This is a genomic window from Amycolatopsis sp. TNS106, assembly GCF_019330265.1.
In the GTDB taxonomy this organism is placed as follows: domain Bacteria; phylum Actinomycetota; class Actinomycetes; order Mycobacteriales; family Pseudonocardiaceae; genus Amycolatopsis; species Amycolatopsis lurida.
The window spans coordinates 8,018,263-8,031,802 of sequence record NZ_CP024972.1 but is presented as its reverse complement, the minus strand read 5'-3'; the positions used below and the strand labels follow the sequence as shown (position 1 = coordinate 8,031,802).

Here is a 13,540-nt window from a genome sequence, read left to right as displayed (position 1 = left end):
TGGTCACGCAGTGAAGACGAACGCGGCGCCGCGGATGACCGCCGCCCTGGCGAACCGCGAGTTCCGCGCACTGTGGCTCGCCGAGGTGCAGTCCCTCATCGGGGACCAGCTCACCATCGTCGCGCTGGCGATCCTCGTCTACGACCGGACAGGCTCCGCGCTGCTCTCCGCGGTGGTCTACTCCCTGACCTTCCTGCCCGCGCTGGCCGGCGGCCTCGGCCTCTCCCAGCTGGCCGACCGGTACCCGAGGCGCACCGTCCTCGTCGTCTCGTCCCTGATCCAAGGCGTGCTGATCGCGATCATGGCGATCCCCGGCACCCCGCTCGCCCTGTTGTGCGGGCTCGTGGTGCTGGCACGGCTCGTGAACGCTCCCGGCAACGCGGCGCAGAACGCGCTGACCCGTGAGGTGTTCACCGACGACGACCTCTATCTCAAGAGCCAGGACATCAGGGGGATCTCGACGAACACCGCCATGCTGCTCGGCCTGGCGGGCGGCGGACTGCTGGTGTCGCAGGTCGGGGCGAGCTGGGCTCTGGCACTGGACGCCGCGACGTTCCTGCTGAGCGCGGCCGTGGTCCGCTTCTCGGTCTCCCGGCGGGCGGCGGCGTCGGACGGCAGCGGCAGCTGGTTCGGCGCGGTGAAGCAGGTTTTCGGCAACCGTCACCTGCGGGTGCTGGTCTGGTTCTCGTGGCTGGTGGGCCTGGCCGTCGTCCCCGAGGGGCTCGCCGCGCCGCTCGCCGCGGAGATGGGCGTGGGAAAACAGGCCGTCGGCTGGCTGCTGGCCGCCGATCCGCTGGGCTTCGTCATCGGAGCGTTCCTGCTGTCCCGGTTCGTCTCGGCGGAACAACGACGGAAGCTGCTCGGCGTGCTGGCGGCACTCCCGATGGTCGCCCTGATCGCCTTCGCGCTCCAACCCGGGCTCATCCCGGCGTTGCTCCTGCTGGCGGCGGCGGGTGCCGCGGGGGCGTACCTGATCACGGTGAGCGCCACGTTCATCACGTGGGTCCCGAACGAACTCAGGGGCGGTGCGGGTGGGGTGTACCGCACGGGGTTGCGGGTGGCTCAGGGAGTAGGGGCGGGACTCGGCGGACTCGCCGCCGATCGGCTCGGGGCGGCGACCTCGGCCATCGCGCTGGCCGGCGTGGTCGGCCTGCTGCTGGCCGTCCTGGTCGCACTCAGCTGGGGACACATCAACGGATCCAGCCCGGAACCGCTGCTGTCATGAGGAATCCACACTGGACGACCCCTGGGGCGGCGCGGCCACCCGGCGGGTTCGTACTCGGAAATCTCGACATGACACTGCTTCGGCACCTCAGTGAAAAGAAACGGCTTCGGATCAGAAGTCACGGCTCGACACGGTCACACACCTCCCGGCCACCTCGTTGCTGCGAACTAATACCTTGCCCGGGCTCAGAAGTCACGACTGGACACTATCCGTCACCCCTTCCGCTTCACGTCTCGAAAAACATTCAGTCGCCAAGATCAGAAATCACGGGACACGATTGCCACCTCCGGTCCGTGTTCGCGGGCACCCTTGCCTGTGTCGGACAACCGATGCGATGGGATGATACCGGCCGTGGAATACGAACGGTGTATCAGTCGGTACCGGTGAGATTACTCAGCCGTGCCGTCCGCGCGGAAAAGAGGTAGCAATTGCCAGCCGAGACCGGTGACCGCCGCCAGCACGGTGACGGCACCGGCGACCTTGACGACGCGACGGCGGCACCCGCCGCCCAGAGCGGGGTACCGGTGACCGAACGCGGGCAGGCGAGCCCGGAAGGTGACCAGACCGCGCCCCCGGAACGCCATCCCTACGATCCCAGGGCGTGGGCACTGTGGCAGCGGCCGAAGCGATTCATCGCGTTCCTTTTCGCGATGGAGGCCGTCGGAATCGCGATCATGGTCGTCGCGACGATGAATTCCGCGAATCCGGGAAGAACGGACTGGGTCCGTTTCGCCATTCTCGCGGTCGGCGCAACGGCACATATTCAGCTCACCCAGCGGCAAGAGGAAAGACGGCGCGATCGAAGCCATACCGTCCTCATCGACCTGACCGCGGTATGGACATTTCCCGCCGCGGTGATCCTGCCGCTTTCGCTCACGCTTTCCATCATCGCGATCGTCCGGATCCAGCATTGGTTCATCGCCCGCCGTCCCGCGCACAACTTCGTGTTCTCGTCGGTCACCCACGGCGTTTCGGTGACCCTCGCGTCGCTCACCTTCGCCGCGTTCGGGCCGCATGAATGGGGGCGGATCTCCGGCTGGGACACCCTCGGCGAGTTCGGCGTCCTGATCGTCACCGGAATGGTCTTCGAAGCGGTGCAGATCGCCTACATCGGCGGCATCCTCGCGCTCGGCTCGCCGAAGCGGCCGTCGATCTCCACCGTGCTCGGCAGTACGGCGGACAACCTGCTGGAGGCCATCACGATCGGCCTCGGCGCGGTCACCGCGGTGCTGCTGTTGATCATGCCACCGATGGTGATCGTGATGGCCGTGGTGACGGTGGTGTTCAATCGCCTCGCCGAGATCGACCAACTGCAAAACGACGCGCGGACGGACCCGAAAACCGGTGTTCTCAACATGCGCGGATGGTCGGAGTCGGCCGATCGGGCGCTCGGCAGGACTGCCCGATCGGACGACAACCTGGCTCTTCTGATGATTGATCTCGATCACTTCAAGTGGATTAACGACACATATGGACATCCGGCGGGCGACGACGTGCTCCGCGATGTGGCGCGGAAATTGGACGAGGTCACCCGGCCCGCCGACGTCATCGGCCGGTTCGGCGGCGAGGAATTCCTCGTACTGCTGCCGGATATCGACGAAACGGCGGCCAAACTCGCCGCCGAGCGAGTGCGCAGTGCTATCGCCGAACTGCATATAGTGACTACCGACAAAAGGGGCAGCCGGGTGACCATCTCGGGCCGCACCACCTCGATCGGCGCGGCGTTGTTCCCCCGTCACGGTGAATCCCTGGAGGAACTCCTGCACGCCTCCGACGCCGCCGTCTACGTGGCCAAGGAGAACGGCCGGAACCAGGTGCGCTTCGCCCAGGACGTGGACCGGCCCCCTCCCCCGCCCGCCGCCGACTCGCATCCAGCGGACTGAACGCGTCACACCATCAGGGGACCCCCAAGGAAAGCCCGGGGGTTATCCGGATGTCGGCCTTGATCGGCGGATGGCACCCTGGACGCCATGCCAGCGACAGCCGAAGCCGCCGCTCGTCCTGCCCGGATCCGGCGGCCGTGGTCGACTTCGGGCTGGTTGCTGCTGGTCACGGTGCTGGTGTTCGGCTTCGGGCTGATCGCGTCACGGCCGGCCTCGCCGCCGGACCAGGGACCACCGACGGGTGACATCCTCGCCGCACAGAACGCGGTCGACGCGCTGGTGCGGCCGGGCCCGGTGGAGAACGCGATCGCCGCGCTGCCCGCCGACTTCACCGCGGTCAGCGGCATCACCCCCGGGGTGATGACGGCACGGGACGGCACCGTGCGCGCCGTCCACACCGACGGCGGCTGCTCGGCCCCCTGGGGCGACGACAACACCAAGTGGGACTACGCGGTCCCCTGCAGGGCGCACGACCTGGGCTACGACATCCTCCGCTACGCCGAGCGCAAGGGGCACCCGCTCGGCCAGGAGGCCAGGGCCTCGCTCGACGACCGGCTCTCGGCCGACATGCACAACGCCTGCGTCCTCAACCCGATGGACTCGCGCGGCACCTGCGACGTCGTCGCCTCCCTCTATACCGCCGGTCTCGTGCTCAACTCCTGGCATCAGCGCTGGGGTCCGCCGGTCGGCGATCCGCTCGGCCCGATGATCGTCGGCGTGCTGGTGATCGGTGCGCTGCTGGTGTTCCGGCTGCGCGGCTGGGTCCGCAACCGCCGGACCACCGTCACGCTCCCCCGCGAGCCGCGGCCCGTCGTCCCGGTCGGCCGGTGGGCGTTGCTCGGGGTCGCGGGTGTCGTCCTCATGCTGCTCGGTGAATCCGCCGTCGCGCTCGCGCACTGGGCAGGCGCGCCGGAGCGGTCGTTGTGGCCGCTCACCTGGCTCGCCCAGCTCTGCCCGCTCATCTTCTTCGCGGTCGGCCGGATCAACGAGGCGGGCTGGCGGTCGATCCGCGCGACCGGCGGCCGCTATCCGCAGTACCTCGCCGACCGCGCGAGCCCGTTGCTGCGCCCGGCGCTGATCTTCGCCGTCGTCGCGCTGGTCGTCCCCCTCGCGCTGGAGGTGCTGGGGATCCCGACGGGCACGAACGCCACCGTCATGCGGATCGCGCTGCATCCACTCTGGCTGCTCGGCGTCTTCCTGCTGACCGTCGTGCTCGCGCCGGCGCTGCTGGCGTTGTACCGGCGGACGCGGACCGCCTCCGTCGCCGGGCTCCTGGCGCTGACCTTGGCGAGCGAGGCCGCCGCGCAGTGGTCCGGTTCGGCCGTCCCGCGCTACGCGGAGACGTTGTTCCTCGCCCTGTTCGTCCAGCAACTGGCGTTCGCCCACGCCGACGGCGTCCGCCTGCCGCGCGGCGCCCTCGTGGCGACGGCGTTCACCGGCGCCGCCGGGCTGGGGCTCGCGGTGGCCGTCCGCGGCGAAGGCCCGATGCTGCTCGGCGGCCCCGGTGCCCCGGCGGCCCTGTCCGGCCCGCCCTGGGGCGTGCTCCTGCTCGGCCTGGTCCAGCTCGCGCTCCTCGGCCTGCTCTCGCAGCCGCTGGCCCGGTTCGGCGACCGTCCCGCGGTCGCCGCCACCGCCCGTCTGGTCCTGCGCGCCCCGATGAGCCTGTACCTCGGCTTCCTGTCCGCGATGCTGCTGCTCGTGGCGGTCGTCTATCTGCCGGGACCGTTCGTGGACGGGCTCAGCTGGCTGGCACGCCCGCGGGTCCTGCTCGCGATGGCCCTGCTGGCCGTGCCCGCCGTGCTCGTCTTCTGGTGGTTCGAGCGGCACTGGAACACTCAACTGCGTGGACCGCAACAGCGGGCGGTCGACGAGCCGGGCCTGCGGGCCATGGTCTTCTGCCGCGCGGCGGCGACGGTCGGCATGGCGTACGCGATGCTCGGCGTGTTCGGGTTCGCCCTGACCCGCTTCGGCGGAGCGTCCGCCGACGCCGACCTCCTCGGGATCCGGTTCGGCCCGGTTCAGAGCCTGGTCAATCTGTTGCTCGGGGTGTACCTCCTGCACACCGTGCGGAACGGCACCAGCCGGATGACCGGGACCTGGCTCGTGTGCGCGGTCGCGTGCGCGCCGCCCCTGATGACCGCTCTCGAAGGCGAGCGGGTGAGCGCCGCGTCCGTCGCGCTGCCGGTCGCGACGATCGTCGTCGCGATGCTCGCGGCGGCCGCGACGCTGGTCCCGGCCCGCGCCGCCCGGCGTGTCCTGCCCTGATCCGTACGGCGCTGACCAGGCGTTCTCCGTACCATTGGGAGGAAACCGGTGGTGCATGCCACATCTTCGGGGGGATGTGTAATCCTGCGACAACCCGCAACAGGCACCATGCGTCCCTTGAAGAGACCGTCGCACCGGTAACGACCAGAAGGAGCAGACCGCGTGGAGTACCCGCCTCGGAATGGGCATGGGGATCGACGTCCCGCCCGGCCTAGGCAGGACGCGCCCGGACGCGTTCCTTCCCGACCGGCCCCGCCCCGTGGAGCCCGCCCGGCACCCGCCCGCCAGGCCGCGGGCATGCCACCCCGGCGCCCGGCCCCGAGACGACGGTCGTTCCGCGGCCCCAAGATCGCCCTCGGCCTGGTCTCGCTGCTGGTGATGGGCCTGACCGGGTACGCGTGGGCCGCGATGGACGGCCTGACCTTCGCGAACGTCGGCATCGGCGCGGACGAAGGCGAGAAGCCCGCCGACGGCGCCCGCGACATCCTGCTCGTCGGCCTCGACAGCCGCACGGACGCGCAGGGCAACCCGCTGTCGAAGGAGGTCCTGGCCCAGCTGCGTGCCGGACAGGCCGACGGCGAACTGAACACCGACTCGCTGATCTTCGTGCACATCCCGAACGACGGCTCCAAGGCCGTCGCGATCTCGCTGCCGCGCGACTCCTACGTCGACATCCCCGGCGGCTACGGGAAGCACAAGATCAACTCGGCCTACGCCCGCGCGATGCTCGACGAGCGCAAGAAGCAGCAGGAGAACGGCGTCTCCGACCCGAAGGAACTCGACCAGAAGGCCAACGAGGCCGGGGCGAAGACCCTGATCAAGACGGTCGAGCAGCTGACCGGGTCGACCATCGACAACTACGCCGCCATCAACCTGCTGGGCTTCAGCGAGATCACGCAGGCCATCGGCGGGGTCGACGTCTGCCTCAACGACGACGTCAACGACCAGTTCTCCGGTGCGAAGTTCACCAAGGGCCCGCACACCATCTCCGGGGTCGAGGCGCTCGGCTTCGTCCGGCAGCGGCACGGGCTGCCGCGCGGCGACCTCGACCGGGTCGTCCGGCAGCAGGTGTTCATGGCCGGGATGGCGCGGAAGGTGCTGTCGGCGGGCACGCTCGCGAACCCGGGCAAGCTCAACGACCTGATCACGGCGATCAAGAAGTCGGTCGTGCTCAACCAGAACTGGGACGTCTTCGGCTTCGCGCAGCAGATGAAGAGCCTGACCGGCGGCCAGCTCGAGTTCCGGACGATCCCGATCGTCAACATCGAGTACAAGACCCCGAACGACGGCGTCGCCATCCAGGTCGACCCGAAGCAGGTGAAGAACTTCGTCCAGGGGCTCGCGGGCCCGCAGCCGGGCGAGCAGCAGCAGGCGCCGCCCGCCGAGTCGCCCAACAAGGCGACCACGGTCGACGTCCGCAACTCGACGCCCCGGGACGGGCTGGCCTCGTCGGTGCTGAAGCAGCTCGTCGACAAGGGCTTCACCGCGGGTGACACGGCCACCGCGAGCGCGCGCAAGAAGACGGTCGTCTGGGTCGCCAAGGGCGAGAAGGCGAAGGGCCAGGCGGTCGCCGAGGCACTCGGCGGCAACCCGACCGTCCAGGAGGACAAGAGCGTCGAGGCCGGGCACGTGATGGTCTTCCTCGGGTCGGACTTCAAGGCGCCGAGCGGCGCCGAAGGCTCCGGCTCCTCGCAGAACGCCGCCGGTTCGTCGGCCGCCGCGCCCCCGCCAGAGCAGTCCGACGAGAAGCCGATCACCGCCGAAGGCGTGCCCTGCGTCAACTGACGCTCAGGTGCCGCACCAAGTGCGGCGAAAGCCACTTTCAGGACATCTGATGTCCTGAAAGTGGCTTTCGCGACGCCGTCGAGCACCCCTCCTTCACCCATTCGGCCCAACGAGTCAAAAACGTCAGGAAAACCACCCCCGAAACCGCGTAAGAGCGGCGGCCCTGCCGACTTTCATACACGTGAGCGCGCTCGTCCCCGGTTTTGTCACACGGAGCGGGCGGTGGAGAAGGTTGGCAAGGCAGGGGATGGGGAGTGCTGATCGACGCTGAGAGCTATCAGCGGATACTCGGAGACGAGCTCCGCAAGCTCCGCCGTAAACGTGGCTGGACACGCAAGGAACTGAACCAGCATCTGCAGAGCGAGATCTCGCTCCAGACGCTGGCGACCTACGAGCTGGGCACCCGGCACTGTTCCGTGGTGCGGCTGGTCGAACTGTGCGTCGCGATGGACGAGCTGCCACAGGATCTGCTGGCCAAGGTGCATCGCCGGGTGTTCGTGGACGAACCGGGCCGGGTCCGGGTCGACCTGCGCCAGGTGATCAAGGACGAGCAGGAGGAACTGCTCCCCCTGCGGCGGTGGGCGGACGACCGGCTCAAACGATCGAGCGACAACGGCTCCGCCGAAGTCCATCTCGATCTCGCGGCGCTGGAACGGATGGCCGAGCTCTGCGGCATCCCCACCGTCGATCTCATCGGAAGGCTTCGCCGGCTCAACCCCTCATGAGCGCGGCATTCCCCGGTCCGTGAAGGCCATGCCCCCCATCTTGGCTTTCACGGACCTCCCCTCTTTTCGGCTCAGCCGAGCAGTTCGTAGTCCTCGCGGCGCACCTTGCGGGTGTCGAGCCAGTACCGCCAGGTGAAACCCGGCCAGATCGTGCGGTTGACGCCCTTCGCGTCGAGGTACCAGCTCTTGCAACCGCCCTGGGTCCAGATGCCCTTGGCGAGTTTGCGCTGGATCTCGCCGTTGAAGCGCTCCTGCGCCTCCGGCCGCGGGTCGAGCGCCTTGCCGCGGGCGAGCCGCAGCGCCTGCGCGACGTAGGAGATCTGCGCTTCGATCATGAACACCACGGAGTTGTGCCCCAGTCCGGTGTTCGGGCCGAGCAGGAAGAACAGGTTCGGGAAGCCGGACACGGTGATGCCCTGGTAAGTCCGCATTCCCTCGGTCGCCCACTCCTTGCCGAGGTTGCGCCCGTCCCGGCCGATGATCTCCAGATCGTCGAAGGCGTCGGTGACATGGAATCCGGTGCCGTAGATGATCGCGTCGACCTCGTGCTCGACACCGGCGCCGTCGACGACGCTGTGCTCGCGGACCTCTTTGACGCCGTCGGTGACGACGTCGACGTTGTCCCGCGCGAGCGCCGGGTAGTAGTCGTTGGAGACCAGGACCCGCTTGCAGCCCATGGTGTAGTCCGGCGTCAGCTTCCGGCGCAGTTCCGGATCCTTGACCCCCTTGTGGATGTTGCGCTTCGCGATGCGCTGGCCGATCTTCATCACCCACGGCTGCCCGTTGAAACCGATCGCGCGGGCTTCGAGACCCCAGTAGAGGACGTCGCGGAAGGCACGCTGCAGCAGCGGCACCGAGCTGAACGTCTTCCGGAGCGCTTCCGGAATCTCGCGGTCCGGCTTGGGCATGATCCACGGCGGCGTCCGCTGGAAGAGCGTCAGCTCGGCGACGTCCTTCGCGATCCGCGGCACGAACTGAATCGCACTCGCCCCGGTGCCGACCACCGCGACGCGCTTGCCGGTGAGGTCGTAGTCGTGGTCCCACCGCGCCGAGTGGAACGCGCGGCCCTTGAAGCGCTCGATGCCGGGCAGCTTCGGGATCTGCGGCAGATGCAGCGCACCGACCCCGGCGACCAGCGCGGGCGCGACGAACTCGTCGCCTGACCTCGACGCGACGTGCCAGCGATTCTCGTCCGCGTCCCAGCGGGCGCCGGTCATCTCCTGGCCGAAGCGGATGAAGCGGTGCAGGTCGTACTTCGCGGCGACGTCGCGCATGTACTGCCAGATCTCCGGCTGCGGCGAGTACGCGCGGGACCAGCCGGGGTTCTGCTCGAACGAGAAGGAGTACATATGCGAGGGAATGTCGCAGGCGCAGCCGGGGTAGGTGTTGTCCCGCCACGTGCCGCCCACGTCGCCGGCCTTCTCCAGGATGACGAAGTCCTCGCGGCCCTCTTTGCGCAGCTGAATGGCCATGCCCAGCCGGAGAAACCGGTTCCGACGATGACGACACCGGTCTCGGTGCGGTTGCCCATGACCCCGACCTCCCGTTCGTTTTACCTGTTACCGGGAGTTCACCTTACTCGAAGTAGGTTACCTTCGGTAGAGTGTTGTGGTGACGACGGCGAAGCGCAAACGCATGCCACGAGCGGAGCGAATGCGGCAGATGATCGAGATCGCCGAGGAGGTCTTCGCCGAACGCGGCTACAGCGCGGCCTCAATGGACGACATCGCGGAACGCGTCGGGGTCTCCAAGCCGATGCTCTACGAGTACTTCAACTCGAAAGAGGGACTGCTGCTGGCCTGCATCCAGCAGTCGCGGGCGGCGCTGCGCGAGGTCACCGAACGGGCGACCGTCGGCGCGACGTCCGCCGAGGACGCGCTGCGGCGCGGACTGCTCGCCTTCTTCGTCTTCATCCGCGAACGACGGCAGGCCTGGTCACTGCTCCGCCACGAGATGGCGCTGATCGGGACCGGCGCCGCCGACGAGATCGAGCAGACCCGGCGCCAGCAGACCGACCTGATCGCCGCACTGATGGGTGACTACTTCGACGCCGGGGACGACCTCCGCGCCGAGGCGTCCGCGGAGTTCGTCGTCGGCGCGTGCGAGCGGCTCGCGATCTGGTGCGAACGACACGAGGACGTCAGCCCCGAAACGGCGACCGGATACGCCATGGACGTCCTCTGGTCAGGCCTGTCCGCGCGGGCCCACTGAAACGACTGTGAAGATGCTCGTGCATTAGGCCATTCGGTCGTCACTCAGAGCACATTGCCGCCAGTGTCTTGTGACACAGAGTTGTCCTACTGTATCGATGACACTGTAGAAAGTCTGATGGACAGTCGCGGCCTCCGTCAGGAGGGGGCGCCACCACCCGAAAGTGGCGTCATGACGGCGGTGTGACCGAGTCCATCAAGAGTGTCGATCGAGTGACGCTTGCTCGCGAGGAGAGGGGTGAGGCGGATGACCGAACCGATCACCGCGTCGTACGTCCAGGAGGACGACGACTGGAAGATCACGGTCAGCGGCTCCGGCAAGGAACTGACCGGTCGCGCGCCGGGCATCATCGCGGCACGGGACCGGGCCGACCAGCTGGTCGAGAAACTGTCCCCGCCGGAACATTCGACGGTGGTGCACCTGCTCAACGGCAGTGCCCTCGAGTTCACCGCCGCCTACATGACGGCAAGGCTCACGCTTCCGGAGATCGAACCGCTCGAGGTTCCACCGCCGTCGAACGGCAAAGCCAAGGAGAAGACCGGCGGCAAGCCCCCGGTACCCCAGGGCAAGGAACTCCCGAAGGCCGTCGACGAGGCGAAGTCCAAGGAGAAGCCCGAGCCCGCCAAGACACCCGCCAAGGCGGCTCAGACCTCCTGAGACCTACTTCAGGAGTTTGCGGATCAGCAGCACGCCGATCAGCACCGCCCCGCCGATGAGCGGGTACTTCACCTTGGGCTCGTCCAGCTTCGCGCGCAGGCCGGCCTTCGCGGAATCCACCAGCTTCGCGGGGTTCGCCTTCGTGCCCAGCTGGTCGAGCGTGGCGACCAGCGCGTTCCTGGCCTGCTCGATCTCACGCTCGATGGTCTCGGGATCGCGAGCCACGTGTCCTCCTCGCCGCGACGGACTTGCTGGAAGCCCACGTTAGAGGACGCCGCCCCTCACCGTGGCACCGGCCACGCCGAGAAACGCGGATCGTGTCGCACGCTACGATTTCGGGGCAGCACTGGGGCCCGTAGCCCAATTGGCAGAGGCACACGGTTTAGGTCCGTGCCAGTGAGAGTTCGAGTCTCTCCGGGCCCACCCACTACGCCTGACCTGCGGCGGCGCGTTCACTCTGGAGTCGCTCCGCAGGCCGCGTGCCACAGATGTGCCACATCCGGACGCGAAGAAGCCCCCGGCAGCGATCGGCTCTGCCGGGGGCTTCGTCTCGGGATCACGACCTCGACTTCAGCGACTCGATCAAGGCCGACCACGTGCCGCACCGCATCCTCAACTCGCCGCCGTCAGGATCTTTCGAGTGGCGGACACCGACCGTTGGGTTTGTCAGGTCGTCCATGTCCACTTCGACGCAATCGCCCTGAGTTGCCGAGTATGTCGACTTTCGCCACCCTGACTGGCGGTCGCCCGGTACGGTCATCTCATCTCCATATCCCCTATCACCCTGGCGATAACCTCGACCGTTGCCTTCGGGCTCATCGCCCTGCCGCGCACCATCTGCGCGGCAGCCTGGAACACCTCGACGCGTCGCGAGGCTCGTACAGGGCGCACTGCTATCGACGGTGACTCGCGGAAGATTCAGACGATGAACGGTCCGGTCAAGCCGTGATGCATCCGGCCACCGTTCACGTAACAGCCCGGCGTAGCAATCAACGCGACGTACCGATCTAGTCCGTCGTATTAGATACCGCGACCGCGCCGAAGCTGAGCAAGTACTACTTCTTCACCACGACGAACGTCCATCGGTGCGAGTGCGACACGGTATCCGTGTTGTGTACGCGGCCGACGAACCGAAGTACTCCGTCATTGCCCGGCGTGATAGTGGCGGTTTGGAGCCTCACCGTGTTGTCCAGCGAGGTCACGCCCCAGCTCACCAGGTCCCACCCGGGGTCGGAGTAGAACTCATACTCGTCCAACTCCCCCGCAGGGACGGTACGCGCTCCGGAATTCACTCCCTGGAACTCCAGGATGCTGCGGATTTCAGGCATGGGTCGCACTCCTGCCCAGTCGGTGGTGATTGTCCCAGCCGGACAGTTCAACGATGGCAGCCGGGACGCCAGTGTCCGCGTCGAGCGAATGCTCGTAGATCTCGGTCGAACTCTTGCCAGTGCTGACGCCGGGATGATCTTGGCAGTCCGCATGCATGCCCCGGGACGGACGCAGCTGTTCGGGCTCGGCCATCGAGGTTCCTCTCAAGATCCTGGCTAGGCGTTGGTGGGATTGACGAGATCCACCATCTTCCCGACCGCGATGTCGACGCTGTCGAGAGTGAGTCGCCGCCAACACCGGTCGCCGTTACGGAGCCGCTGAATACCTTCGCGCGCTACAGGACTCAGCGACGAAACACCCTGCGTTTCCGACCGCAGTACCGGTAACGGACCGCCATCCGGGCTGGGAGGTGGCAGAACAGAGATCGCCGGGCCGTCGCAACCCCGATTGCAGGACGATGACCTACCGGACGAACTCGCGACTCCTACGAATCGATCCGGCGCGAGTGCACCAACGGCAAGACCGATTCGACCACTCATCTCCGATCTGCCGAATGGGACTGCAACCTCATAGCGCGGAGCAAGCGGTAACCTGGCGGAGCGAAATAAGCGGCTGATCGCGATAGCCGAGTTCCGGAACCAGCGGATCAAGGCCCTCATCCGCGTCGATGACGTCCATGAGACTGCTACCTGGCGATTATCGCGGGAGGAATCCCCACCCCTGAAGTCTTCGTCCTGCACCTCGACGGCGTTCCTGCCGCCACAAAGAACGATTGGCAATTCGAGCCGTCCGAACTGGCCGCACTGGAACCGTCCCCCCTCGGCGAGGTCGTCTGGTCGACACTGTTCCCGTCCGAAGATCAGCGCACCCGGTCGTAGACCAGCGCCATCTCCCCCAGCTCCCCGGTCTCCTGATAAGCCGGCACCCACTTCGACGCGGGCAGGCCGTCGACGAAGAGCCGTTGCCCGCCGCCGGTGATCTCGGGGCAGATCATCAGGTACAGGCGGTCGATCAGGTCGTCCGCGAGCAGTGCCTTGATGACGCTGGCGCTGCTGTTGACCAGGATGTCGCCCGCACCATTCGCCTTCAGGTCGGCGATGACGTCGGCGGCGGGAGCGTTCACGACACGGGCACGGTCCCAGGGCGCTTCGGTCAGTGTCGTGGAGAATACGACTTTTTCGGCGTCCACCAGCCATTTCGCGTAGGCGCGGTCGCGCGGGTCCGCGTTCTCGTCGGCGGCGACGGTGGGCCAGAAGCCCAGGAATCCTTCGGCGTTCAGTCTGCCGAGCACGGCGGTGGTCGCCGCCTCGTGGATGCGGGCGAGGTGGGCGCGGGCGACCTCGGTGGTGGCGTACGAGACGATCGCGCCCATGTCACCGGGGCCGCCGGGGCCGCTGTAGTGGCCGTCGAGGGTGAGGCTGATGTTCGCGGTGACGCGGCGGCCGGTCAGGTTCGTCATG

12 protein-coding genes, 1 tRNA gene and 1 pseudogene are annotated in these 13,540 nt (G+C 67.6%); 8 read left to right on the top strand and 6 right to left on the bottom strand.

What is annotated here, in order from left to right:
- The first annotated feature begins 10 nt into the window (after nt 1–10).
- From CVV72_RS37240 to CVV72_RS37220, 5 genes are all read left to right on the top strand, one after another.
- Nucleotides 11–1,225: an MFS transporter gene (locus CVV72_RS37240; RefSeq protein WP_219148987.1), complete on the top strand. Its 1,215-nt coding sequence runs from the start codon at nt 11–13 to the stop codon at nt 1,223–1,225.
- Between the two features lie 428 nt (nt 1,226–1,653).
- The gene (locus tag CVV72_RS37235; RefSeq protein WP_219148985.1) at nt 1,654–3,108 is read left to right on the top strand and encodes a GGDEF domain-containing protein; all 1,455 of its coding nucleotides are present in this window, start codon (nt 1,654–1,656) and stop codon (nt 3,106–3,108) included.
- A gap of 87 nt (nt 3,109–3,195) precedes the next feature.
- A complete protein-coding gene (locus CVV72_RS37230; RefSeq protein ID WP_219148983.1) occupies nt 3,196–5,373 on the top strand; it encodes a phospholipase A2 in 2,178 nt (725 codons plus the stop codon).
- A 378-nt stretch (nt 5,374–5,751) separates the two neighbouring features.
- Nucleotides 5,752–7,158, top strand: coding sequence for an LCP family protein (locus CVV72_RS37225; RefSeq protein ID WP_219154376.1), 1,407 nt, complete (start codon nt 5,752–5,754; stop codon nt 7,156–7,158).
- A gap of 254 nt (nt 7,159–7,412) precedes the next feature.
- Nucleotides 7,413–7,883, top strand: a complete 471-nt coding sequence (locus CVV72_RS37220; RefSeq protein ID WP_219148981.1) for a helix-turn-helix domain-containing protein — start codon at nt 7,413–7,415, stop codon at nt 7,881–7,883.
- 71 nt (nt 7,884–7,954) lie between these two features.
- On the opposite strand, the pseudogene CVV72_RS37215 reads toward CVV72_RS37220, so the two are convergent.
- Nucleotides 7,955–9,414, bottom strand: a pseudogene (locus tag CVV72_RS37215) (flavin-containing monooxygenase).
- Between the two features lie 122 nt (nt 9,415–9,536).
- Here CVV72_RS37215 and CVV72_RS37210 point away from each other — a divergent pair.
- Together CVV72_RS37210 and CVV72_RS37205 are read left to right on the top strand one after the other, a co-directional pair.
- Nucleotides 9,537–10,094: a TetR/AcrR family transcriptional regulator gene (locus CVV72_RS37210; RefSeq protein WP_219154374.1), complete on the top strand. Its 558-nt coding sequence runs from the start codon at nt 9,537–9,539 to the stop codon at nt 10,092–10,094.
- Between the two features lie 246 nt (nt 10,095–10,340).
- On the top strand, nt 10,341–10,751 hold the full coding sequence (locus CVV72_RS37205; protein WP_219148979.1) for a hypothetical protein: 411 nt from the start codon (nt 10,341–10,343) through the stop codon (nt 10,749–10,751).
- 3 nt (nt 10,752–10,754) lie between these two features.
- Here CVV72_RS37205 and CVV72_RS37200 read toward each other — a convergent pair whose 3' ends face one another.
- Nucleotides 10,755–10,976 (bottom strand): DUF3618 domain-containing protein, encoded by a 222-nt coding sequence (locus CVV72_RS37200; protein ID WP_219148977.1) that lies wholly within the window; start codon nt 10,974–10,976, stop codon nt 10,755–10,757.
- Nucleotides 10,977–11,100: 124 nt separating this feature from the next.
- Between CVV72_RS37200 and CVV72_RS37195 the strand changes: the two genes are divergently transcribed.
- Nucleotides 11,101–11,174 (top strand) — tRNA-Leu (locus CVV72_RS37195).
- 133 nt (nt 11,175–11,307) lie between these two features.
- Here the strand turns inward: CVV72_RS37195 and CVV72_RS41810 are convergent.
- The 4 genes from CVV72_RS41810 to CVV72_RS37175 all read right to left on the bottom strand — a co-directional run bounded on the left by CVV72_RS41810 (nt 11,308) and on the right by CVV72_RS37175 (nt 13,539).
- Complete coding sequence (locus tag CVV72_RS41810; RefSeq protein WP_255632818.1) at nt 11,308–11,430, bottom strand: DUF397 domain-containing protein; 123 nt, start codon at nt 11,428–11,430, stop codon at nt 11,308–11,310.
- Between the two features lie 376 nt (nt 11,431–11,806).
- Nucleotides 11,807–12,079 (bottom strand): hypothetical protein, encoded by a 273-nt coding sequence (locus CVV72_RS37185; RefSeq protein WP_219148973.1) that lies wholly within the window; start codon nt 12,077–12,079, stop codon nt 11,807–11,809.
- Nucleotides 12,072–12,272, bottom strand: coding sequence for a hypothetical protein (locus CVV72_RS37180; RefSeq protein ID WP_219148971.1), 201 nt, complete (start codon nt 12,270–12,272; stop codon nt 12,072–12,074). The genes CVV72_RS37185 and CVV72_RS37180 overlap by 8 nt, the downstream gene beginning before the upstream one ends.
- A 667-nt stretch (nt 12,273–12,939) precedes the next feature.
- Nucleotides 12,940–13,539 (bottom strand): dihydrofolate reductase family protein, encoded by a 600-nt coding sequence (locus CVV72_RS37175; protein ID WP_219148968.1) that lies wholly within the window; start codon nt 13,537–13,539, stop codon nt 12,940–12,942.
- Nucleotide 13,540: the final 1 nt, after the last annotated feature.

What these genes read in the sequence shown, in the direction of transcription:
- CVV72_RS37230 (WP_219148983.1), top strand. Translation starts at nt 3,196, where the DNA reads ATGCCAGCGACAGCCGAAGCCGCCGCTCGTCCTGCCCGGATCCGGCGG.
- CVV72_RS37225 (WP_219154376.1), top strand. Translation starts at nt 5,752, where the DNA reads ATGGGCCTGACCGGGTACGCGTGGGCCGCGATGGACGGCCTGACCTTC.
- CVV72_RS37210 (WP_219154374.1), top strand. Translation starts at nt 9,537, where the DNA reads ATGCGGCAGATGATCGAGATCGCCGAGGAGGTCTTCGCCGAACGCGGC.
- CVV72_RS37205 (WP_219148979.1), top strand. Translation starts at nt 10,341, where the DNA reads ATGACCGAACCGATCACCGCGTCGTACGTCCAGGAGGACGACGACTGG.
- CVV72_RS41810 (WP_255632818.1), bottom strand. Translation starts at nt 11,430, where the DNA reads ATGGACGACCTGACAAACCCAACGGTCGGTGTCCGCCACTCGAAAGAT.
- CVV72_RS37185 (WP_219148973.1), bottom strand. Translation starts at nt 12,079, where the DNA reads ATGCCTGAAATCCGCAGCATCCTGGAGTTCCAGGGAGTGAATTCCGGA.
- CVV72_RS37180 (WP_219148971.1), bottom strand. Translation starts at nt 12,272, where the DNA reads ATGGCCGAGCCCGAACAGCTGCGTCCGTCCCGGGGCATGCATGCGGAC.
- CVV72_RS37175 (WP_219148968.1), bottom strand. Translation starts at nt 13,539, where the DNA reads ATGACGAACCTGACCGGCCGCCGCGTCACCGCGAACATCAGCCTCACC.